Source organism: Pantoea sp. Tr-811 (genome assembly GCF_011752535.1).
Taxonomy (GTDB): domain Bacteria; phylum Pseudomonadota; class Gammaproteobacteria; order Pseudomonadales; family Pseudomonadaceae; genus Aquipseudomonas.
In genome coordinates this window covers 199,437-221,215 of the sequence record NZ_VWXJ01000004.1, presented here as the reverse complement: position 1 = coordinate 221,215, position 21,779 = coordinate 199,437, and the positions used below count along the sequence as shown (strand labels likewise).

General features: G+C 59.1%; 24 protein-coding genes and 1 tRNA gene. 7 read left to right on the top strand and 18 right to left on the bottom strand.

Annotated features, from left to right (window positions below):
• Positions 1-528: 528 nt before the first annotated feature.
• A complete protein-coding gene (gene narJ / locus F3J44_RS08055; protein ID WP_167271599.1) occupies positions 529-1,146 on the top strand; it encodes a nitrate reductase molybdenum cofactor assembly chaperone in 618 nt (205 codons plus the stop codon).
• Position 1,147: 1 nt separating this feature from the next.
• On the opposite strand, the gene F3J44_RS08050 is transcribed toward narJ, so the two are convergent.
• The 3 genes from F3J44_RS08050 to F3J44_RS08040 form a co-directional block, all read right to left on the bottom strand.
• The gene (locus tag F3J44_RS08050) at positions 1,148-3,664 is read right to left on the bottom strand and encodes a TonB-dependent receptor (RefSeq protein WP_167271597.1); all 2,517 of its coding nucleotides are present in this window, start codon (positions 3,662-3,664) and stop codon (positions 1,148-1,150) included.
• 100 nt (positions 3,665-3,764) lie between these two features.
• Positions 3,765-4,739: a FecR family protein gene (locus F3J44_RS08045; protein WP_167271595.1), complete on the bottom strand. Its 975-nt coding sequence runs from the start codon at positions 4,737-4,739 to the stop codon at positions 3,765-3,767.
• Positions 4,736-5,251, bottom strand: a complete 516-nt coding sequence (locus tag F3J44_RS08040; protein ID WP_167271593.1) for a sigma-70 family RNA polymerase sigma factor — start codon at positions 5,249-5,251, stop codon at positions 4,736-4,738. The genes F3J44_RS08045 and F3J44_RS08040 overlap by 4 nt, the downstream gene beginning before the upstream one ends.
• 262 nt (positions 5,252-5,513) lie before the next feature.
• On the opposite strand from F3J44_RS08040, the gene F3J44_RS08035 reads away from it, so the two are divergent.
• The 4 genes from F3J44_RS08035 (at position 5,514) to F3J44_RS08020 (ending at position 8,602) form a co-directional block, all read left to right on the top strand.
• Positions 5,514-5,966: a DUF2442 domain-containing protein gene (locus F3J44_RS08035; RefSeq protein ID WP_167271591.1), complete on the top strand. Its 453-nt coding sequence runs from the start codon at positions 5,514-5,516 to the stop codon at positions 5,964-5,966.
• Positions 5,967-6,406: 440 nt separating this feature from the next.
• Positions 6,407-6,760, top strand: a complete 354-nt coding sequence (locus F3J44_RS30325; protein ID WP_167067402.1) for a type II toxin-antitoxin system HigB family toxin — start codon at positions 6,407-6,409, stop codon at positions 6,758-6,760.
• Positions 6,761-6,808: 48 nt separating this feature from the next.
• Positions 6,809-7,282 (top strand): type II toxin-antitoxin system HigA family antitoxin, encoded by a 474-nt coding sequence (locus tag F3J44_RS08025; protein WP_167271589.1) that lies wholly within the window; start codon positions 6,809-6,811, stop codon positions 7,280-7,282.
• Between the two features lie 492 nt (positions 7,283-7,774).
• Positions 7,775-8,602 carry an RES family NAD+ phosphorylase gene (locus F3J44_RS08020; protein ID WP_167271586.1) on the top strand — a complete coding sequence of 276 codons (828 nt, stop codon included), beginning with the start codon at positions 7,775-7,777 and terminating at the stop codon, positions 8,600-8,602.
• A 182-nt stretch (positions 8,603-8,784) separates the two neighbouring features.
• On the opposite strand, the gene F3J44_RS08015 is transcribed toward F3J44_RS08020, so the two are convergent.
• Positions 8,785-9,000, bottom strand: a complete 216-nt coding sequence (locus F3J44_RS08015) for a hypothetical protein (protein WP_167271583.1) — start codon at positions 8,998-9,000, stop codon at positions 8,785-8,787.
• A 1,170-nt stretch (positions 9,001-10,170) separates the two neighbouring features.
• Between F3J44_RS08015 and F3J44_RS30320 the strand changes: the two genes are divergently transcribed.
• A complete protein-coding gene (locus F3J44_RS30320) occupies positions 10,171-10,644 on the top strand; it encodes a type II toxin-antitoxin system RelE/ParE family toxin (protein WP_370526715.1) in 474 nt (157 codons plus the stop codon).
• Here F3J44_RS30320 and F3J44_RS08005 read toward each other — a convergent pair.
• The 12 genes from F3J44_RS08005 to F3J44_RS07950 form a co-directional block, all read right to left on the bottom strand.
• The gene (locus F3J44_RS08005; RefSeq protein ID WP_167271579.1) at positions 10,641-10,964 is read right to left on the bottom strand and encodes a helix-turn-helix domain-containing protein; all 324 of its coding nucleotides are present in this window, start codon (positions 10,962-10,964) and stop codon (positions 10,641-10,643) included. The two genes, F3J44_RS30320 and F3J44_RS08005, sit on opposite strands and share 4 nt — an antisense overlap.
• 227 nt (positions 10,965-11,191) lie before the next feature.
• Positions 11,192-11,267 (bottom strand) — tRNA-Thr (locus tag F3J44_RS08000).
• A 97-nt stretch (positions 11,268-11,364) separates the two neighbouring features.
• Positions 11,365-11,613, bottom strand: a complete 249-nt coding sequence (locus tag F3J44_RS07995; protein ID WP_205299755.1) for a hypothetical protein — start codon at positions 11,611-11,613, stop codon at positions 11,365-11,367.
• A 44-nt stretch (positions 11,614-11,657) separates the two neighbouring features.
• Positions 11,658-11,864 carry a helix-turn-helix transcriptional regulator gene (locus F3J44_RS07990; RefSeq protein ID WP_167067629.1) on the bottom strand — a complete coding sequence of 69 codons (207 nt, stop codon included), beginning with the start codon at positions 11,862-11,864 and terminating at the stop codon, positions 11,658-11,660.
• A 160-nt stretch (positions 11,865-12,024) separates the two neighbouring features.
• Positions 12,025-12,249, bottom strand: a complete 225-nt coding sequence (locus F3J44_RS07985; RefSeq protein ID WP_167067426.1) for a hypothetical protein — start codon at positions 12,247-12,249, stop codon at positions 12,025-12,027.
• 16 nt (positions 12,250-12,265) lie between these two features.
• Positions 12,266-12,658, bottom strand: a complete 393-nt coding sequence (locus F3J44_RS07980; RefSeq protein ID WP_167067429.1) for a hypothetical protein — start codon at positions 12,656-12,658, stop codon at positions 12,266-12,268.
• On the bottom strand, positions 12,651-13,226 hold the full coding sequence (locus tag F3J44_RS07975; RefSeq protein WP_167067432.1) for a DUF2975 domain-containing protein: 576 nt from the start codon (positions 13,224-13,226) through the stop codon (positions 12,651-12,653). The genes F3J44_RS07980 and F3J44_RS07975 overlap by 8 nt, the downstream gene beginning before the upstream one ends.
• 349 nt (positions 13,227-13,575) lie before the next feature.
• Positions 13,576-14,781, bottom strand: a complete 1,206-nt coding sequence (locus F3J44_RS07970; RefSeq protein ID WP_167271575.1) for a methyltransferase — start codon at positions 14,779-14,781, stop codon at positions 13,576-13,578.
• Between the two features lie 95 nt (positions 14,782-14,876).
• Positions 14,877-15,566 carry an ABC transporter permease gene (locus tag F3J44_RS07965; protein ID WP_167271572.1) on the bottom strand — a complete coding sequence of 230 codons (690 nt, stop codon included), beginning with the start codon at positions 15,564-15,566 and terminating at the stop codon, positions 14,877-14,879.
• On the bottom strand, positions 15,567-16,259 hold the full coding sequence (locus tag F3J44_RS07960; protein WP_167067441.1) for an ABC transporter permease: 693 nt from the start codon (positions 16,257-16,259) through the stop codon (positions 15,567-15,569).
• Between the two features lie 54 nt (positions 16,260-16,313).
• Positions 16,314-17,069: an ABC transporter substrate-binding protein gene (locus F3J44_RS07955; RefSeq protein ID WP_167067444.1), complete on the bottom strand. Its 756-nt coding sequence runs from the start codon at positions 17,067-17,069 to the stop codon at positions 16,314-16,316.
• Between the two features lie 11 nt (positions 17,070-17,080).
• The gene (locus F3J44_RS07950) at positions 17,081-17,854 is read right to left on the bottom strand and encodes an ABC transporter ATP-binding protein (RefSeq protein WP_167271568.1); all 774 of its coding nucleotides are present in this window, start codon (positions 17,852-17,854) and stop codon (positions 17,081-17,083) included.
• 630 nt (positions 17,855-18,484) lie between these two features.
• On the opposite strand from F3J44_RS07950, the gene gabP reads away from it, so the two are divergent.
• Positions 18,485-19,870 (top strand): GABA permease, encoded by a 1,386-nt coding sequence (gabP, locus tag F3J44_RS07945; RefSeq protein WP_167067450.1) that lies wholly within the window; start codon positions 18,485-18,487, stop codon positions 19,868-19,870.
• Between the two features lie 185 nt (positions 19,871-20,055).
• Here the strand turns inward: gabP and F3J44_RS07940 are convergent, their stop codons facing one another.
• Together F3J44_RS07940 and ppk2 are read right to left on the bottom strand one after the other, a co-directional pair.
• Complete coding sequence (locus F3J44_RS07940) at positions 20,056-20,499, bottom strand: hypothetical protein (RefSeq protein ID WP_167271566.1); 444 nt, start codon at positions 20,497-20,499, stop codon at positions 20,056-20,058.
• A gap of 59 nt (positions 20,500-20,558) precedes the next feature.
• Positions 20,559-21,548 carry a polyphosphate kinase 2 gene (ppk2, locus tag F3J44_RS07935; protein ID WP_167271564.1) on the bottom strand — a complete coding sequence of 330 codons (990 nt, stop codon included), beginning with the start codon at positions 21,546-21,548 and terminating at the stop codon, positions 20,559-20,561.
• Positions 21,549-21,779 lie beyond the last annotated feature (231 nt).

The window sequence follows — 21,779 nt, the reverse complement described above, 5'->3', positions numbered from 1 at the left end:
GCGCACGGGCGTCGGCCATTATTCAGCTGCGCACGCAGTGCGTCGCTGGCCGGCTGGAGAGTTGGGAATTTTCCCTGCTCTGCATCAGGTTTTGCAGACAACTTATTTGTCGTTTCAGGGCGGGAAGATGGTTTTCAGCCCGTTTCACGGGCGCCTACCTACAAAGAAGTCGACGGCCGCGAATGCAGCGTCAAAGGATCATGGGATACGCATGCAACTCATTGGTTTACCTGGGTAAACCGGTTTCTCCCTGACCTACCTCCTTGGGGGTAGATGCCTGCTGGGTGCGCCAGGCGAGGGGTGGCACACCTTGATGCAGGTCAATCGTTCGCGCGCATCAGCCTCCTAGCCTGCTGCTGGCACGGTGAGGCTGAGAGGAGTCGAACATGGCCGCCGCCTGATCCTTGCTGATACAGGGGCCATGAACTGCTGCGGCCTGGGCAACCTGCTCATGCTCTGCGGATGCCTCGACCCCGCCGGCTTGCCATTGACCTAGACCAACATCGCCCAACCGTGGGGAAAATGAACATGCGAATTCTCAAGGTAATTGCCCTGCTGCTCGACTACCCCGACAAGGCGTTGGTCGAGGGCTGCCAGGCGCTTTCGACGGCGATCGACAGCGCCGTTGAGATCAACCCGGCGCAGCGCGCCGCCCTGCGCGGCCTGCTGGACGATCTGGCCGGCAACGACAGCCCGGCTGTCGTGCAGGCGCGTCATGACCGCCTGTTCAAGGATGGCAGCGGCTTGTCGCTGCTGTTGTTCGAACAGGTGCCGGGCAGCTCACGCGACCGCGCGCATGCCATGGCTGAACTGAAGGCGCGGTACCAGCAAGCCGGCCTGGTAATCGCCGTCGGTGAGCAACCCGACTATATCCCGCTGTACCTGGAGTACCTGTCCACCTGCGATGGCCACACCGCCCAAGAATGCCTGGCCGATGTGGCGCACCTGCTGGCACTGCTGGCGGCCCGCCTGGAAGAGCGCGACAGCCGCTATGCCGCCTGCCTGCGGGCGTTGCTGCAGATTGCCGGGGTCAGCCCGCAACAGGTGATGGAAGCCGCCCGCGAGCGCGTGCTGCAAGAGTTGTGCGATGTGGGCGGGCTACAGGTGGCAGGCGCAGGTTTGCCGGGCCACCCACCGCAAGCCTGAATCAGAAGGTTCCTCTCAAGGTCAGCATGTAATTGCGCGGGTCGCCGTAGAAGTTGCCGTTCGCGGCACTGGAGACGGTTTGGTAATAGGACTTGTCGAACAGGTTGTTGGCATTGAGCGATACGGTCCAGTGGTCATCCACGCGGTATTTCAACAGCGCGTTCCACACGGCGTAGCCACTTTGCTTGTAGTCGAAGGGGATATCCTTCTGGAGGATGTTGCCACTGCCATCCACCCGCACTGTGGTGCCGCTGACATACGTCGCGCTTTGCAGGTCGACCCCGCCGCCCACGGTCCAGTCTGAGAATTCCCCAGGCAGCTGGTAGGTGGTCCATACCTTGAACTGATGCTTGGGCGTGATGGTGCTCAGCGCCGTGCTGTCGGTCTGGTTCTTGTTGTAGTTGTAGACATAGCTGGCCATCAGGTTCCAGTCCTTGCGGATTTCACCCGAGGCTTCCAGCTCGATCCCCTTGCTGATGACTTTGCCCTGGTTCAGGTAGCAGCAACTGCCGCCATACAGCACCGACGTCCTCGGGTAGTTGGTGTCTTCCACGGCGCCGTCTTCGCGCTTGGTGTAGAACAGCGCGAGGCTGGTGTTCAGGCGGCCATCGAACAATTCACCCTTGATACCCACTTCGGAGGTTTTGCCCGTCAAGGGTTCCAGCACGGCGTTACTGCCCACCGGCCCGAGCATGTAGCTTTGCTGGGGCTTGAAGATCTTCGAGTAGCTGCCGTACAGCGACCACTGCTCATCGAGGTCGTAGATGGCGCCGAAGTAAGGCACGAAGCGCGTGGGTTCGCGCATGTCGATGTCGCTTTGCACCACGCCTGCGTTGGTATACACCTGTTGGAAGTGGTAGCGGGCTGCCCGGCCACCCAGAATGACCTTGAGCGGGTCGGCGACCTGCAGCGTCAAGCGCCCGTACAGGCCATATTGCTCCTGGGTGTTGGGGCTGTAGTCACGCGGGGTTTCCAACGAAATGGTGGTGGGTTTCCAGTAGCCAGGGTCGAAGACGTCGATGGGCACACCGGTGCCGGTGAACACGCCTGCGCCCTGCCAGCGGCTGGTGACGCGCTGGTAGTCGGCACCCAGCACGAACTGGTGCTCGCGGCCGAAGGCATCGAAGCTGCCCGACAGGTTGCTGTCGATCAGGTCCTGGCTGGTGGAGTAGACGTTGTAGCTGGCGCGCCACACAGGGCCTGCCAAGGTCGACGGGTTGACGGCATTGCCCGATACCGCTGCCAGCGCCTTGCCCGCATCACGGGAGTTGGTGTACGAGACGTTCAGCTTCCAGTCGTTGTCGAAGTAGTGGTCGAGCTTGGTGAAAATCTCCTGGGAGATGTTGTCCATGTACGACCAGTTCTGCCCCAGGTTGGTGTGCCGCGCCAGCCCAATGTCCTTGCCATTGCTGTAGCGCGGCAGGCCCAGTGCAGAATTGGAGTGGGTGCTTTCGTACATGCCGCCCAGGGTGAGGATGGTCTGTGGGCCGAGGTCTACTTCGAACACGCCGTAGATGGTGGGCTTTTGCGTGGCCAGTTTGTCGGTGAAGTATTGCCGGTCGGTATAGGCCGTCACCAGGCGGCCGCGCACATTGCCGCTCTCGGTCAGCGGGCCGGTCACGTCGATTTGCGAGCGGTAGTTGTCCCAGGAGCCGGCGGCGGCTTCGAACTTCAACTGGAAGTCCGACAGCGGGCGTTTGCGTACCAGGTTGATCACCCCACCGGGGTCACCCACGCCGCCGAACAGTGCGCCCGAGCCGCGCAGCACTTCCACGTGGTCGAATTCGACGAGGTTGTACAGCCGGCGCGAGTAGAAGCTGGTGGCCACCGACGACAGCGCCATGGGCGCGGCCCCGTCGATCTGGATGCTGTCGATGTTGAAGCCGCGGGAATAGAACTCATAGGTATCGCTGGTGGTTTTCTGCACCGTGACCCCGGGGGCCATTTTCAGTGCGTCCTGCAGGCTGGTAACACTGCGGTCTTCGATCAGCTGGCTGGACAACACCGATACCGATTGCGGCGTGTTGCGCAGGCTAGTGGGGCTTTTCGAGCCCACGCTGACCGCCCCTGTGGTATAGGAGCCACTGTTCTCGGTCATCTCCCCCATGCCCTGGCCACTGACCAAGGTGCTGCCCAACTCCAGCGCCGTGCCACTCTGGGTGGCAACCGGGCCCAGCACCCAGTTGCCATGGGCCGCCTCGCTGGCACCCAGGCCCGAGCCCTGAAGCAGCACGCCCAGGCCCTGCTGGACGGTATAGTCGCCTTTCAGCGCAAGGGCGTGCTTGCCCTGGGCCAATGCCGGGTCGAACGACAGGTTGATGGCGGCAACCTGGGCAAAGGCATTGAGCGACTGCTCCAGGGTGGCGGCGGGCAGGTCGTAGTGGCGTGCTTGCGCCTGCTGTGCCTGCACGGTGCAAACCGGCAGCGCCACGCTCGCCGCGCTGGCTAGAAGCACGCCACGCAGTGCCAGGGCCAGGCGGGTGATGGGGACGGGGCGGGGTGAGAACGCGGATGACATGTGAATCGAGCTCCATTCGTTTGGCAGGGTCTTTTCCCTGTTTGCCGAAGTGCTCGGAAAAACCCGCAGCCTGGTGTTCATTTTTTCTTGCGAAGGTTGCTCAACCCGCAACGACCCGGCGCCAGAACCGGGTAGCCCGCTCGATCTTCACTGGCATCGAGCCTGCCAGTGCATCCAATGCATGGTCGATGTCCTCCAGCTGAAAGACCCCGGACACCTTCAACTCGGCCACCTGGGGAGCACACAGGATCCAGCCGCGCTGATAGCGGGCCAGCTCGGCAACCAGCGCCTGCATTGGCATGCTGCGAACGACCAATTGGCCCCGGGTCCAGGCGCTGGCATCCATCTCGCCCACGGGCAGCCTGGAGCAGCCGTCGAGGCTGATCGCGTACTGTTCACCCGCATTCACCAACTGCTGGCGTATACCTTGGTGAATGACTACCTGGCTTTGCTCGACCGCAAGCCTGGTGTGGCTATCGCCTTGGCGCACAGCGAAAGCAGTGCCCAGTGCCTCCAGGCGCGCCTGGGCCGTGTGCACCCAGAAGCTGCGCCGCCCGGTGGGCGAGCCGCTGTCAGGCCCTGTCTCGATGAAAATCTCGCCTTGCACAAGCGTGACCAGGCGCTGGCTGTGGGTGAAGGCCACGTTCACTGCGCTGTCGGTATTGAGGTGCAGGCGGGAGCCGTCAGCGAGCATCACCGCCCGCCGTTCACCCACGGCAGTGCTGTAGTCCGCCCCCCAGCGCCGAACAAGCCCCTGGCTCTGCCAGCCCATACCGCCAATGAGCACGCCGGTGCCCAGCCACTGCAGCAGCCGACGCCGGTCCAACGGGTGGTGCTGCATACGCTCCAGGGTCGCATGGGCGACACCGCCGGGCATGCCCGACAGGCTGCTGAACGTCGCTTCATTGGCCTGCAATGCTTGCCAGGCCGCTTCGTGCAGCGGATGACGCTGGCGCCATTGCAGGCAGCCCTGGACAACCTGCTCGTCGGCATACCCCGACTGCAGGCGAACCAGCCACATGATCGCCTGATCGAGCACGTCGTCTGGTAATTCGGGGCGGGTAGCGGCGCTCATAGGGTGGCGAGATAGCAATGGCGTATCGCCTTTGCCATGTAGCTTTCCACCGACCGCAGGCTGACGCCCAACTGCTCGGCAATGTCCTTGTAGCCCAGCCCATCCAGCCGCGACAGCAGGAAGGCCTTGCGCACCTTGGGCGGCAAGCCATCGAGCAAGGCGTCTACCTTGGCCAGGGTTTCCAGCAGGATCATCTGCGCTTCGGGCGAGGGCACCAGGGGTTCTGGCAGGTGGGCGATGGCATCCAGGTAAGCCCGTTCCACACGGTCACGGCGCGTGCGGTCGATGACCAATGCCTTGGCGATGGTGCTCAGCCAGGCCCGAGGCTGGTTGATGTCCTTCAGGCGCTCGGGTTTGCCGAGGACTTTGACGAAGGTGTCCTGGGCGAGGTCCGCGGCATTGTCCCCTTGGCGCAGGCGTTTGCGTAGCCAGTCGACAAGCCAGGCGTGGTGCTCGGTGTAGAGGGCTTGGATGTCGGCTGGGGCTGAAGGCGGGGCGGTTGGTGAGAACACGGCGGGCCTTGGGGTTGGATGCGGATGAGAATTTTTCGCAATGCTATATGGAGGGGTGTGGGGATGACAAGCGGGGAGGGATACGGGTTGATACTCGTTTGATACCTTGGACACATGCGAATTCGTAGACAGCACTACGGTATCGCCAAATTGGCTATATTGCTTGTCCATGTCTACAGAACAAGGGAGAGCATCTGCCGAGGTGCTGGGCCCTAGTGTGTATTGCGGCTAATCAGGCCGGTCAGTTGAAGGATTGGATGAAATGGCATCGATGAAACGTCCTCGTCTGCGGGGTGTTCAGCCTCGTTCGGGCAGCAGCCTTGAGCTGACCTTTACCAATGGTCAGCGTTACACCCTGGAGATGAGCGACGCGCTCAAAAACCATCCGGGTTTGGCTCCACTGGCCAAGCGCAAGGCGTTCGAGGGCGTTGTTTTGGGTGACGGGGGATGGTCGGTTGAATGGCCGGATCTGGATATCCAGATCGGTGCCGACACGCTCTTGCTGGACGCGCTTGCCCAAGCTGCCCCTGACGAAAACACAAGAATATTCATTCAGTGGCGCTTGCGGCATCGGATGACGCTGGAGCAGGCGGCCGATGCATTGGGGGTGAGCGCGCGTAGCATTAGCCGGTATAGCAGTGGGCGGGAGGTGGTTCCGCGTACGTTGGCGCTGGCGTGTTTGGGGTGGGAGAGCTTGGGGCAGAGGGCTGCGTGAGGGAAAGCCTTCGCAGGCGCGTGACCACCCACCAGATTGGCGAGCCTCCCGCGAAACGTGCCTCTCGTGGTTCGCTTCCAGAAACCGGCTTCAGCAAGTCATGCTCAATCTGCTACTGATCGCTGAGCGAAGCATGGTTTTCCCCAAAAATTTTTGTGCTCAAGCTCGTGCCGTCAGCGAAAGCAACAGGATGTTGCCAGGCATAAATCGAGAAACATTTCCGCCCCCATCAACTGCTACCGACTGCGCTAAATTCCCCACCCTCCGGCGCTCCTGACGTGCCCGAGCACCTAATTTCCTTACGAGTAGCGTGTTGTGAAAGTGGGAATACTGCGGGCCTTGGGGGTGGACGGAGGTGGCCATCTCATATCCAGATATCTGTTTGACAGATATCTGGATATGAGATAAATTTCACGAGGTAGAAAGCTGGAAGAGTGCTTATGCGGGTAATTACAAAAAGAGCAGTCACAGATGCCATGACGTCCCACGCACAGTGGAAAGAAGCACTGAGCCTTTGGCTGGCGACGTTCGACCGGGCCAGCCTCCGCTTTGAATCCTACCAGCAGCTAAAGGCGGTCTGGGAAACAGCATCGGGTTGGAACGTTGACCGTGTACCCTCGTCAAAGCTGAGGTCAGCCAGCCAGAAGGGGCCGCTTGATATTTATGTGTTTGATATCAAAGGGACTGAATGTCGAATTATTACCTGGATCAATACCAGGGCCGGCACGATCTTCATTAAGTCAATCTTGTCACATGCGGAATATGACAGATGGTGCAGGAATGATGTTAGATAGTCGCCAGCTTATGAGGCCAAGATGCAAATGAATTTAGAGGTGAAGAAAATGAAACGTGATAAAGTCGAAACATTAGGATTAGATTCATTCATTGCTAATATTTCACCATTACTTGACTGCTTGAGTGATCAAGTAGTCACGATGACTTCGCTGCTATCGGCCTGTAGCGATCCGATCAAGGATGATGATGAGTTGCAGGTGCGGATGGCCTTGATCGACGAGCTGTATTCCCATGCTGATAGCGAAGGGCATGTGGCTGCGAAATTTGCCGAGATGGTGGCGGATCGGGTTTATGAGTATGAGAGAGAAACAGTGCTTGTGCCCATGGCCAGCCAGTCGGAGGCATTGAGGTTTCTCATGGAGTTACGAGAGGTCAAGCAACGGGATCTTTCCAATATTGCATCGCAGAGTGCGATATCTGAGATATTAAATGGAAAAAGGAAGATGACTGTTGTACAGATAAAGGGATTTTCGGAGTTTTTTAAGGTGCCTGTCGAGTATTTTATGCATGGAATCGATTGAGGCAGTAGTGCGAGTTTTGGATGTAGGGCGACACAGATTTTCCGATGTTTGCAGAGCGAGGGTGGGGGCTGGAAAGAGAAATGGCCCACTTTTCGGTGAGCCTTTTAAAGGCATTAGGAGTCGAAAAGTAATATAAGTATATGTGTTTTAATACTATTATTCTCTGCGCAAAGTGGCTCTATCTCTAAGTCTGTCCTTAAGTGAGTCGGCCAATTACTTACGGATATGAAAAGTGCAAAAAATACCTTAATTCCGAGTCGGGTAGGCTTAGGGTGGCGCCATGAAAGTACCTAGTCCTAGTAAAAATGCCCGCTGCACCAAACAACTCGGAGCGGTAGTGACGAGCGGTTGAAGCAATTTTTTCAACAAGCATTCATCGGATCTTGTTGGGTGATATCATTTCGCTTGCATTAAGTTTTCGGCATGTGTTAAAAGTATTTTTTAGGTTGAATGAATTCCAGCGTTGGAATATAAATTTAATAAGGAGTATTTGTGTTTTCTTCTGATGTCGACGGTGGAGAAATAAGGGAAAGAATTCGAGATTTTCGAACCCAAGCAGAAGTTGGCATTAGCGATGAAAAATGCATAAGCGCCATTTCTTCAATTTTTGGAAACACTTTTTCCTTTGGTGTGGAGACTAGATCATACGAACAAGGAACTACTTTCTTCCGAGTGCGGCCGATTCCTTCAGATGACACCGTCCTTCCACTAAGAACAATTCGGACAGTAGACGATGCTTGGGAACCACCCTCGAGATTTGTACGTATGCAAGGGCGACTCAATGGTGTTGGTCAGAGTACTTTGTATTGCTGTCCAAATGACTTTGAATTAGCAATTGACGAAGCGAGAGCAAGAGATAGCAAATATATTGCGGTTATGGTGTACAAGTCAGTCCGGCAGGTTAAAGTCGCAGTGCTAGGCGACTACGAGGGATCATCGTTGTCAAAAGATGAGGGGTCTAGAATGTTTTATTCATTTTTAGATGAAGAGTTTTCGCGGCTAGTGGCTTCGGGAGAAGAAGGACGTTACTCGATAACCCGTGCAATCGCAGATACATATTTTAACTACCCAGAACAAGATGCATGGTGCTATCGCTCAGTTCAATCGCCTGAAAAGTTTAACGTGGCTTTTTTACCAGGAAAGTCAAAGGTTAATTTGGACTTGATTGGGGTAATGATATGTGAGCCCAGCAAAGCTGGCGCCAGCTCTCTTGGCGTTAAGATTGTGGTTGACTTCGATCCTGAAACTGGGGAAGCTCTTTATCATGCTATTGGTTCGGATGCGCAGAAAAAAATATTCCCAGAAATTTTAACCAAGTAAGGCTTGGGAGCGAAGTTTTGCGAAACGGACCAACCAAGTGGTTACTTCTTGCAGGCGGCATCTGCTGTAAAAATCAGCCGCGATCTACTGCGGGGATACACTATTCAGCAGTTTGTCGCTTTCTGCTTTAAGGTTGGTCCACAAGTCTAATGCCCATTCGAGGAGCTGGGCCAGCAGAAACGTCACCTCTGATGTTTTACTAAAAATACATAGCCTGTGATAGCCGTCAGTACAAAGGAAAGCACCGTGAGCGACCAAGCCATTTTTAAGTTCAGATCGCAATCGGCTTTCAAACTTCCGAAAATGGTAGAAACTTCTGCGAAAAGCTTCGGCAACTCTTGACGAAAGCGCTTTTCCTTCTGAAATATTTCATGCCTAATCGCTTTAATAGCGATCATCTGACTTTTGATAAGTAACTAAATTATCGTCAGGAAGAATAATGACGAAACCATCACTGTGCAGTTAATGGTGAGATGGCTTTCGTCTGTTGCGTCTTTTAACTGCGTCCTCGCTAAAATAGTAGATACTGGTATCGCCAAAAGCTTTCCTTAGATGCCAATGAGTAACCCATTTAGTTTGACGCTGAACTCACGTTTCTGTTCGTTGAGCTTGTCTAGGTCATTTGAAGGAAAAAGTTTGAAATTAATGACTCATTGTTATGCTGCGCATTTTCAAGAATTTCATCGCAGTGGCTTAGCAGGTGCGATAAGCGGTTGGACTCTTCGCATAATTTTAAGCTTGAGATAAGCGAATTTCGAATTATTCATTTTTTTCGATGCCATGCAGTGCGTCTGATAGCATATCCTCAAGTTTCCTTAAGCCGTTGGCGATGATACTGGCAGTGCGTTGAACAGTTTGCGCGTTGACTCCCTATGTCAAATAAATTTTCTGGTCGTATGTCATTAGAGTGAAGCGACTGCCAGTAACTTCGAATATCGAATTAAGCTCTGATTTCTTGATAAAAATAGTAGCGCCTGTGGAAAACCATCCTCCGGTAGACATCAGTGGTTTTCCACAGACGAATACTGTGTCAGTCGCCTTTACTAGGGTTAATCCATTGAAGCAGGGCGGCTTCGCCGCTTCGTTTCAATGGACCCGCGCGGAGGAGATTTATGCGGAGCTGTGGGTAACTTTACAGGCAATTTGGGGAGGTGGTGTGGGGCTACCCAGTCTTCTCGGCACTGCGCAGGCGCTTTATGTTCTCAACCGCCTGATTGGCGAGCCTATACGGCGTAACGTGCCTCCCGTGGTTTGCCTCCAGAAACCCGCTCCACCAAGTCATGATCATCCGCTGCTCTTCGATGAGCTCGTTTAGGCGGCCCGCAAGCTGTAGCGTCCTCGTGGCTCATCTGCCGATCAATAGCCCACTCAATCCCAGCCCGGACCTAACCAACGCGCTGCACGCAATGGCTCGAATCCCTTGGCCGCCGATTTCCATTTGGGGGCCGCACTTAGCGCGAAATGCTCCGCGATCGATCAGCTTAATCTGCTCCTGATCGCTGAGCGAACCATGGGCTTTCCCCAAAAATGTTTGTGCTCAACTTCGCTCGATCAGCGAAAGCAACCGGATGTTACCAGGCATAAATCGCGAAACATTTCCGTCCCCGTCAACAGCTACCGACTGCGCTAAATTCCCCACCCACCGGCACTCCTGCCGTGCCCAATCACCTAGTTCCCTTGCGAGTAGCGTATTGAGAAAGTTTGCATTTGTGAGTGCGGCCGCTGAGCGTGAATACAAGGACTTACCACAGGATGTTCAGGACGACTTCGGCAAAGGCCTGCGACGCATGCAGCATGGTCAGGACCCCGAGCGGGCGACCAAGGCGTTGTCGGAATCGGTGGGCGCGGGTGCCATCGAACTCATCATCAACGGCAGCCCTGCATTCCGATGTGTGTACGTAGCCAAATTCGCGGACATGGTTGTTGTACTCCATGCCTTCGTGAAAACCACCACCAGGGTAGATCGGTACGCGATGCAGGTCGTTGAGGATCGAATGGACGAGTTCAGGCACGAGCTTCGTAAGATGGGATACAGCGTTTAGCTCGCTGGCGCTTGAGCGATCACGATCTGGGGAGGTGCACCGGCTTCGTTGGAGGGCAGCGTCAGGCTGGCGTGGAAGCCGAGCTTGTCGAGCATGTCCATCATGGCGTCTAGCGTGAATTTCTCGATCTTGCCATTTGCCAGTTCGGATATGCGGGATTGGGTCACGTTCAAGCGGGCTGCCGCGTCATGCTGCTTGAGCCCCATTCTTTTGAGGTAGTCGGTGATGAAGATGGACAGGTCCATTTTCAAGGCCATCTTGCTGGCGGTTTCAGCATCGTGCGTGGCGTGGAAGGGGCTTTGGTGGAATTGAAGCGCCATTGGCCGGCCTCGGTGGTGATATCTAAAATTTAATATAAAAGCTTAGCGGGCGGTGGTGGGTGAGGCAAAGCGATTTTTTGGCTTTGGAAGCCGGGAAAAGTGGCAAAGGGGGCGCCGCGTTGCGCCGCATCGCGAGCTTTGCTCGCTCCTACAGGAGGGGGGTGGGGTTTGAGAGGGATGGAAACAAAAAAGGCCCACCTTTCGGTGAGCCTTTTGAGTATTGCGTATGGTGCCGGCACCAGGAATCGAACCCGGGACCTACTGATTACAAGTCAGTTGCTCTACCATCTGAGCTATACCGGCAATGGGGCGTCATTATAACGATCGGTTGGCGCCTGTAAACCACTTCCTTGCGAAAGCATGCAAATAGCCTAAGTCACCGACCGGAAAGGATATTTTCTTACCAGCCGCGGTGCAGGGTATTGGCGCTCGGCTCGGTCTTGCCGGGGTTGAAAAACAGCTTGTCGTTGTCGCAGCCACGCTTGCGGCAGGGGCTTTGTACGCGCAGGGGTAGGCCGTTGTCGCCGCCCAGTTGCATGCCAGGCGTGTTCCAGCCCAGCTCGTTGTGTTCTGCAGGTGGGCGGCTGCCCGAGCAACCGGCAAGCGTCAGCGTCAAGGCCAGGAGGGCGAAGGTTGGAATTTGGGGCACGTTCGTGGAGTCCGTTCTTGGTTTCATGGGCTGCATCATCGGTGTCAGGTATCGCTGTGTTCCAACAAATCACCCGGCTGGCAGCCAAGCGCCCGGCAGAGTTTGTCGAGGGTTTCCATCTTGATGCCCTTGACCTTGCCGTTCTTCAGCAGCGACAGGTTCGCCTCGGTGATGCCAATGATGTCCGCCAGGTCTTTGGAACGCATCTTGTTCCTGGCCATGACCACATCCAGGCGAATGATTATCGGCATATGCAGTGATTCATCCGGGGTTCGTCCATCGCTCGTCAGCCTGCAAGCAGGCATGGGCAACGGGCACTCAGGAATGGGTGTTGTCAGATTTTTCGTAGGTAGATGCGGATGATACACCGATCTGCCGGCCTTGGATGTGTCGGCTGTCATGCCTTGCACCTTACCAGTCACGGTGCATGGCCCGGCCATTGGGCTCGGGGCGGCTGGGGTCGAAGATCAGCCGGTGGTTGTCGCAGCCCCTGCGTTTGCAGGGAACTTGATGCACCGCCGGCTGCTGCCGCACCACTTCCACCGAAGGCTCCTCCCAGGTGGGGTAGGACGGTAGGGTCGAGCAGGCGCTTAGCGTCAGCAGAAATGCGCAGCCGGCAAACTCGTGCTTCTTCATGTTGGCACTCCCTGGATCAGTAGGCGTTTTGCACGCGCTCTACCTGGCCGCCGCAACCCACGTAGCAGCTGTTGAAGTCCTGTTTGCAGCTGGAGCCTTCGCTCATGAAGGCGTCGCTGCCCCAAAAGGCCGACGGAGCCGGGCAGAAACGGTTGGCGTCTGCCTTGCTTCTGCCTGCACGGCAATATTGGAAGGCGCGCTGATCCGCTTCGTACCGGGCCTGGTCGTTGCGCGCCTGTTGCCGTGACAGTTGGCGGCAATGGTTGAGTTCGGTGGAGCAGGCGCGCACGCAGGCCAACCCGCTTTCGCTCGCCGGTGCCACGTAGCGGTAGGAGTAGCCAGGGCCACAACCGGCGAGCAACAGCGACAGGCACGTCAGGGCACTGAGCCGGAACAGGGCTTTACACATAGCACCTGTTCTCATCATGGAGCGATTTGGCATGGCGCATCATGGCTGCGAAGGCCAGCAGCAGCAGCCCCATGGCAATTTGCGACAAGGCTGCCGACGAGAAGTCCAGGCCCAGGCTGACCCCGACCAAGCCGGGCGGAAGTTCCGAACTCAGGGCCAGGCTTTGCACCATGCCTGCCAGTGACTTGATCAGCGGCATGCACAGGCACAGCAGGCCAATGCGGCCCAGCCAGCGGATGTTGGTATCGGTCCAGGCCTTGGTCGGGTGCAGGTTTCTGAACCACAGGCCAGAGAAGAACAGCGGGGCGGCATAGGCCAGGGCGACCAGGCAATCGAGCGCGATGAGGGTGCCGGCGAGCAGGCTCGATGGAGTGAATGTAGCGGCGTCAGGTACACCCAGGTTGACGGCGTTGTCGGTGAGGATGGCGTCGAGCATGGCATCGTATTCGAGTGCCCAGAGCAGCCCAGGGGAGGCCAGTTCGATTGCGGCAGCCACCCAGGCAAGGGCCACCGCGCAAAACACGATCAAGGGACGGGGGAGGCTGGAGGGGCGGGGATCGTAGGTCATGGGAGCGTCCAGGCAAGAGGTGAGCGCTCATTAAACATTATTATCGTGATTCGATAATAAATTGCTGTGTTTCTGATTTTTTCATGGCTTGCACCACACGCTGAACCGCTGCCCGGCCAAGGGCGGATGGCGCAGGCCCTGCCTAATCGAATTTTGGCTTATGCACAAGAGGCATCTTGCCCTTGCGCGAAAGGCATGCCGTTCTGGCGTACCGCCGGTCTTTGCGCAAAGGCCTGTTTTTATTGGGCTTGAGAGGCACGCAGGAATAAGCCGAACGCTTTAAATAGCGCTTGGATCCATCCAGTCATCAAAAGCTTGTTCACAGACTTATCCACAGGTTGTGCTGTGGCTAACGGTCGCGCTCGGCCAGCAGAAGCAGGTTGCGTGGGGTGAGGGGGTAGTCGCAGAACGTGCCGAGCCGCACTTGGTAGCCTTGTTCCACCAGGAACAACGCGCGGTCCAGTACCAGCCACAGTTCCAGTGGGCGGCGGAACAGGTTGCCCAGGCGTTCGAGGTTGCGCACCTCGGCCAGGCGTTGCCAGCCAGCGGCTTCCAGTGCGGCCCAATCAGGGTTGCCGTGCAGTTCGAGGTGGCGCAGTTGGGCCAGCTCGCGGCAATACTGCTCGTAGGGCTTGCTTAGCCAGGCGACAGGCAGTGACGGGGTGGGCAGGTACTCATCACACTGGCGCTGCTCGCGCTGCAGCAGGTCAAACCCCAGGCGCCGGGCCATGGAGCAGTCGCGCTGCTGGCGCACGCGGGCACCTGCGGTGACGGCTTCGTTCAGCGGCAGGCCGAGGTCGGTGAGGGTCAGTTGCAGCGGTGAGTGCTGCGCGGCTGTGGATAACGGCTGGTAGTGCTCGCCAGGGATGCGGTTGTAGCAGCAGGGGGCAACGGCCAGCTGGCGGCAGCCTTGCTGGCTGGCCTGGCGCAGCAGGTGCACATGCAGTTCGCCACAGGCGTGCAGGGCGACCACGCTCTTGTCCTGGCCCAGGTACTGGGAGCTGCCGGCGGCCATGACGTCTTGCTGGACGTGGGTCGCGGGCAGGTGGTGGTGGTCGCTCAGGGCCTGGCCGGCGGCAACCAGCTCGGGGTTGTATTCAAGGCAGGTGAGTTGTTGGCCGGGTTGCAGCAGGCGGCGGCCGAGGTGGCCTTTGCCGGCGCACCAGTCCAGCCAGTGGCCGCTGTGCTGGGCAAAGCCCAGGCGGCGGCCGAAGGCTTCGATCTGTTGCCATTTGCGGCCGGGCACGTTGGCGTCCAGGCGGTGGCCGGCGGGGGCCAGGCCGGTGTCGGGAAGCTCGCCGATGGCCGACAGTTGCTCGGCTTGCGCGGCCAGTTGTGGGAATGGGGCCGGCAGGCCGTGTGGGGCGATGTTGGCTTCGGCGTCGGCCAGGGGGCTCTGGCGCAGGTGTGCGGCCAGTTCGGGGTACTGGCTTTCCCAGCCCAGGCGCAGGGTGGTGAAGGGCCTGGGTTTCCACAGCGCTTGGTGCTCGGCCAGGAACTGGTCGAGGGCCTGGAAGCGGCTGGCGAGCTGGTGGCTGTGGAGGTAGGCGGGCATGGTGGGGCCTGGTGTTTGTGTTTGGCTGATGGGGTGGGCGCCGCGTTCGCGGCGCATCGCGAGCTGCGCTCGCTCCTACCGGGCCCAGGTGTCAGCTAGCGGCCTTGCGAGGCATCAACCCGCAACCAGCGCTCCAGCAACTTGAAGCCCTGCACCAGCACGAACGAGATCACCAGGTAGAACACCCCGGCGGCGAAGAAGATTTCCACCGGCAGGTAGGTGCGGGCAATGATGGTGCGGGCCATGCCGGTCAGTTCCAGCAAGGTCACGGTACTGGCCAGGGCACTGGCCTTGAGCATCAGGATCACTTCGTTGCTGTACGCCGGCAAGCCAATGCGCGCGGCGCGTGGCAGCATGATGTAGAACAGCGCCTTGCCCCGCGACATGCCCAGTGCCCGTGCCGCCTCGATTTCACCCTTGGGAATCGACTGCAGCGCACCGCGCAGAATCTCGGCAATGTAGGCGGCGGTGTGCAGGGTCATGGTCAGCACCGTGCACCAGAACGGATCGCGCAGGTACGGCCACAGCGAACTGGAACGCACCGCATCGAACTGCGCCAGGCCGTAGTACACCAGGAACAGCTGCACCAGCAGCGGCGTGCCACGGAAGAAGAAGATGTAGCTGAACGGCACTGCCCGCACGTACCAGTGGCGCGAAGAGCGGGCGATGCCCAGCGGGATGGCCAGGATCAACCCGGCGACCACGGCAATGGCCACCAGCTCCAGGGTCAGGGTCGCACCCTGGGCCAGGCGCGGCAGCCATTTGATGATGACTTCCCAATTCATTTATTCGGCCCTCGCAAAGCCGCGAGCGGCGCGTTTTTCCATGAAGTGCATGCCGGTCATGGCAATGATGGTCAGGCTCAGGTAGATGCAGGCAGCGACCATGTAGAAGGTGAATGGCTCCTTGGTGACCGTCACGCCGATCTGCGCATGGCGCATGATTTCCTCAAGGCCGATCACCGACACCAGCGCTGTGTCTTTCATCAGGATCATGAACAGGTTGCCAAGGCCCGGCAGGGCGATGCGCCACATCTGCGGCAGGATGATCCGCGACAGGATGCGGCCCTGGGACAGGCCAAGTGCCAGGCCAGCTTCGCGGTGGCCCTTGGGGATCGCCAGGATCGCACCACGGAACACTTCGGTGGCATAGGCGCCAAAGCACAGGCCCAGGGCGATCACGCCGGCGGCGAAGGCGCTAAGCTCCAGGCCCGGCATGTTCAGGGCATCACCGAGGCTGTTCATCAGGCCAACGGTGCCGAAGTAGATGAGCAACACCCAGAGCAATTCGGGCACGCCGCGCACCAGGGTGGAGTAGAAGCCGCCAAGCCATTGCAGTGGCTTGATCGTGGAAGTCTTGGCCAGGGCGCCGAGCAGGCCCAGGACCAGCCCCAGCAGCAGGGCGCAAAGCGCCAGTTTTACGGTCATCAAGGTGCCGGCCATCATGGCCGGACCGAATCCGTGCAGGTCGATATTCATGGGCAGGTCATTCTAGGGACCGGCGCGCCGCGAGGGCGCGCAGGTCAGGGCGGATCATTCGATGCTGAACGGGAAGTACTTGTCGTTGATCTTCTTGTACGTGCCGTCGGCCTTGATTTCGGCCAGGGCCTTGTTCAGGTCGTCGCGCAGCTTGGTGTCACCCTTGCGCACGGCAATGCCGATCTTGTCGCTGTCGACCACCGGCTCACCCTTGAACTCGAAGTTCGAGCCGTCTTTGCTTTTCAGCCACTCGTACTGCACGTACTTGTCGGCCAGGATGCCGTCGATGCGGCCGGACACCAGGTCCAGGTAGGCGTTTTCCTGGGTGTCGTACAGCTTGATGTCGATGTCGCTGCCGTAGTTGTCTTCCAGCCAGGTGCCGGCCAGGGTGGCGCGCTGGGTGCCGATGGTCTTGCCCTTGAGCGAGGCCTTGTCGGTCTTGAAGTCGACGTTCTTCGGTGCGATGAACTGCAGCTTGTTGGAGTAGTACGGCTCGGTGAAGTCAACCGCCTGCTTGCGCTCGTCGGTGATCGACAGCGACGACACCAGGAAGTCGAACTTCTTGGCGTTCAGGGCGGGGATGATGCCGTCCCAGTCGGAGGTCACCACCGAGCACTCGACCTTCATCTTGGCGCACAGGGCGTCGCCGATGTCCTTGTCGAAGCCGACGACGTTACCGCTGGCATCCTTGTTGTTGAACGGTGGGTAGGCAGCTTCGATACCCATGCGCAGTTTTTCCGCGGCCATGGCATTCGCCGACATCACCAGGGTGGCAGCGGCTGCCAGGAGGAACTTCTTGTAAGTGTGCATGTATTGCTCCGTTAGCGGTGGCTGGACATGAATTGCTTGCAACGCGCCGAGGCCGGGTTCTCGAAGACCTGCTGCGGCGATCCCTGCTCTTCAACCAGGCCCTGGTGCAGGAAGACCACTTCACTGGACACCTGGCGGGCAAAGTTCATCTCGTGCGTCACCAGCAGCATGGTACGGCCTTCTTCGGCCAGTGCGCGGATAACGTTAAGCACTTCCTGGACCATTTCCGGATCGAGCGCCGAGGTTGGCTCGTCGAACAGGATCACCTTGGGCTTCATGGCCAAGGTACGGGCGATGGCGGCGCGTTGCTGCTGGCCACCGGAAAGCTGGGCGGGGTAGCTGTAGCGCTTGTCGTAGATGCCCACTTTGTTCAGCAGGGCCTCGGCAGCCTCGATGGCCTCGGCCTTGCTCTGGCCGAGCACGCGGCGTGGCGCCTCGATGATGTTGTCGAGGATCGACATGTGCGGCCACAGGTTGAAATTCTGGAACACGAAGCCGATTTCGCTGCGCAGGCGGTTGATCTGGCGGTTGTCGGCAGCCACCAGGTCGCCGTTCTTGGCGGCCTTGAGCTTGAGGCTTTCGCCGGCGACGAGGATTTCGCCCTGGTGGGGGTTTTCCAGCAGGTTGATGCAGCGCAGCAGGGTGGACTTGCCGGAGCCGGACGACCCCAGGATGGAGATCACGTCACCGTCGCGTGCGGTCAGCGAAATGCCCTTGAGAATTTCCTGCTCGCCGTAGCGTTTGTGCAGATTGCGGATTTCCAGCGCGGGCGTGGCCTGGGCCATGTGCGGTCCTCATGTGATCGGGTGCGTTCCCAGCTGTTGGCGGCCTTCCTGGCGAGCGCCAAGCTAGCATAGCGTCAATAGGGCGGCCAACAGGGTCGCAAGGGGCTCAAGGCAATGCCGGGGCAGTTTGTCGCATCGCTGCAGTGCAACGTCGCGCAGATGTCCGCAAAGGGCTGACCCCGCTCCATGGCCTTGATGAAAAAAGGCGCGATGGTGACAGTTTTGGGCGGCTCATGGAAGCGCTTTCGGACCATTCGCGGGGCACGCCCGCGCTGGCAGGGTGATACTTGGGCTGCAGTTTCTTCGGTATTTGGGTTGTACCTTTGGGTTGCACTTTTTGCCTTGCGTTGGTGCATAGGTGTTACCGAGGAGCACCTTTGGTGCGTTTGTAAGTGAGTATTTCCGTAATCCGCACTTGGCATGGGGATTTGGCGAGCATTCGGTCAAGCCGTGGCCGAATGCCCTGCAAGCCACGGTATTTCTGGCTGCCTGGATAATTCTGACGAATGCATTCAGCACATGGCCCGCTTATTGCCATCTGGAATGGGCTGATTGCAGCGACGCCCGATTCGACCCTCGGCGCGTTCGGCCTTCGCAATCGAGTAGTCCACTCCTTACAAAGGTAGTTTTATGAGCGGTAACAATTCCAATGACCTCGCTCAGGGGCTCAAACAACGGCATGTGACCATGCTGTCCATCGCTGGCGTGATCGGCGCCGGCCTGTTCGTCGGTTCCGGCCATGCCATCGCGGCTGCCGGCCCCGCCGTGCTGCTGGCCTATGCCGCTGCCGGTACCCTGGTGGTGCTGGTGATGCGCATGCTCGGTGAAATGGCGATCGCCTCGCCCGACACCGGTTCCTTCTCCACCTACGCCGACCGCGCCATTGGCCGCTGGGCCGGTTTTACCATCGGCTGGCTGTACTGGTGGTTCTGGGTACTGGTGATTCCGCTGGAGGCCAACGCCGCCGCGGCCATCCTGCATGCCTGGTTCCCGGCGGTTGACCTGTGGGCCTTCTCCCTGCTTATTACCCTGGCGCTGACCCTGACCAACCTGTGCAGCGTCAAAAACTACGGTGAGTTCGAGTTCTGGTTCGCCCTGCTCAAGGTGCTGGCGATCATCGGCTTCATCGTCGTTGGCTGCATCGCCATGTTCGGCTTGGTGCCGAGCAGCCAGGTGAGCGGCGCTTCGCACCTGTTCGACACCCAGGGCTTCATGCCCAACGGCCTGGGCGCAGTGCTGGCGGCCATGCTGACCACCATGTTCTCGTTCATGGGCACGGAAATCGTCACCATCGCCGCGGCCGAATCGAAAGACCCAGGCAAGCAGATCAGCCGCGCCACCAACTCGGTGATCTGGCGTATCTGCCTGTTCTACCTAGTGTCGATCTTCCTGGTGGTGGCCCTGGTGCCGTGGAACGACCCGGCGCTGGCGCAAGTGGGTTCCTACCAGACCGTGCTCAGCCGTATTGGCGTGCCGAATGCCAAGCTGATCGTCGACATCGTCGTGCTGGTGGCCGTTACCAGCTGCCTGAACTCGGCGCTGTACACCTCCTCGCGCATGCTGTTCTCGCTGAGCAAGCGTGGCGATGCCCCGGCCATTGCTCAGCGCACGACCAAGGCGGCCACCCCGCATGTGGCTGTGCTGCTGTCGACTGCCGCGGCGTTCCTTTGCGTGTTCGCCAACTACGTGGCCCCAGCCCAGGTGTTCGAGTTCCTGCTGGCCAGCTCTGGCGCCATCGCGCTGCTGGTGTACCTGGTGATTGCCGTGTCGCAGCTGCGCATGCGCAGCCAACGTGAGGCCCGTGGCGAGAAGATTGCCTTCAAGATGTGGCTGTTCCCAGGGCTGACCTGGGCGACCATCGCCTTTATCGTTGCCGTGCTGGTGGTGATGGCGCTGCGTGAGGACCACCGGGCTGAAATCATTGCCACTGCTTTGTTGAGCATTGGCGTGGTGGCGGCGGGGTTGCTGGTGCATCGCAAGCGTGAGGCTAACGCACGGGTGGCGCTGGATAACTGATCTGCCTGTGTTGGAATGAAGAAAGGCCGCATCCTTTGCAGGGTGCGGCCTTTTTTGTTGGCTGTTCCGGCCTCTTCGCGACCTTTGGTCGCTCCTACCGGTTTTATGTAGGTCGTGGGATTTGCGCAGGCCCGGTAGGAGCGACCGCAGGTCGCGATGAGGCCCGCAAGAGCGAAGCCGACCTGTCAGCCAAACTGCTTCTGCTGCTGTTGCTGCTTGGCCACCAGCTCGGAGGCGGCAATGTAGGCTTCCTGGAACTCATCGCTCTCCAGCCAGGCCATGGTGGTGTCTTCGTCGGCGCCGTCGAGCCAGGTGCGGTAGGCGTTGAACACCAGCACGATGTAGTCGGTGGCGTGCTCTTCCTTGTGGCCTTTGAGCACCAACGCCAGCAGCGGGTCCACCAGGAACACCGAGATCATCGCCACCAGGCCGGTTTCCTGGGCGGTTTTCATCCTGGCGAACAGCTCTTTGTAGCTGTCGGTTTCCATGGCCTTGTTGAACACCTGCTCGATGCTGGCGCTGTCACCTGCGCTGGCCTTCACCGCCTGGCCGCTGCGCACCATGCGGTTCTGCTTGGCCTTGCTGGCGGCGCGCTTGGCGCGTTTCTGTTGCTTGGTTGGGGTGGCCATGGGCGTATCCTTGGGGTATTCGGAAATTGCGCGTATTGAAGCGCAGCAGCCCCTTCGATTCAACTGGCCAGCGGCGCTGGTTCATCCTCCTCGAAGCCGCGCGAGGCCCGCCCCACCAGCAGCTCATCCGGGGCATGCGCCACGCTGTGGTCCTTGCCGGGGTAATCCAGCGAATGCAGGAAATGCCGGATGCAATTGATCCGCGCACGCTTCTTGTCGTCCGACTTGATCACCGTCCACGGCGCATCGGCGGTGTCGGTGTGGAAGAACATCGCCTCCTTGGCGGCGGTGTAGTCCTCCCACTTGTCCAGCGACTTGATGTCGATGGGCGACAGTTTCCAGTGCTTGAGCGGGTCGTCACGGCGCGAGATGAAGCGGCGCAGCTGCTCCTCGCGGTTCACCGAGAACCAGTACTTGAACAGCAGGATGCCGCTGTTGCACAGCATCCGCTCAAGGTCCGGTGCCTGGCGCATGAATTCCAGGTACTGCAGCGGCGAGCAGAACCCCATCACCTTCTCGACCCCGGCGCGGTTGTACCAGGAGCGGTCGAAGAAGACCATTTCCCCCGCCGTGGGCAAATGCTGGATGTAACGCTGGAAATACCACTGCCCCAGCTCCTGCTCGGAAGGCTTCTCCAGCGCAACGATCCGCGCACCTCGTGGGTTCAGGTGCTCCATGAAGCGCTTGATGGTGCCACCCTTGCCCGCCGCATCACGCCCCTCGAACAGGATCACCACCCGCTGGCCGGTCTCCTTGGCCCAGCTTTGTACCTTCAGCAGCTCGATCTGCAGCGCGTGCTTGGCCTTTTCATACTCCTGGCGGCGCATGCGCGTGCGGTAGGGGTAGCTGGCTGGCAGGCGTGCCGTGGTGCTGTCCTCGTTGCTGCCCTTCGGTGCGCTGGCCACTTCCAAGGCGGCCGGGGCCTGGCTGACCTGGGTGATGGTGGGTTCAGGCTTGCGCTGGCGTGGGCGGCGGGTACGCGGCTGGGTTGGGGCGCGGGTGGACGTGCTGTCGGGGGCGGGCAGCAGGAGGGGGGATTCTTCGCTCATGGAGGTCCTTGCGAGGTCGGGGTCGGATGTCCTCCTGACATGCTAAAGGTGAGGGAGAGGTAGGTCTTTGATACGGGTCAACCAGCCTGCGTTGGATCAGGCATCATGAAAGTGATGGCGGCGCTTGGGCTGAGGCTGCATGCCGAGGTGGTGGCTCCGCGAACGGTGGGGTAGGGCGTTGGATGGGAGCAGTAGGGTGCTGCCATCCCGAAGGCAAAAATCACAGGCAAC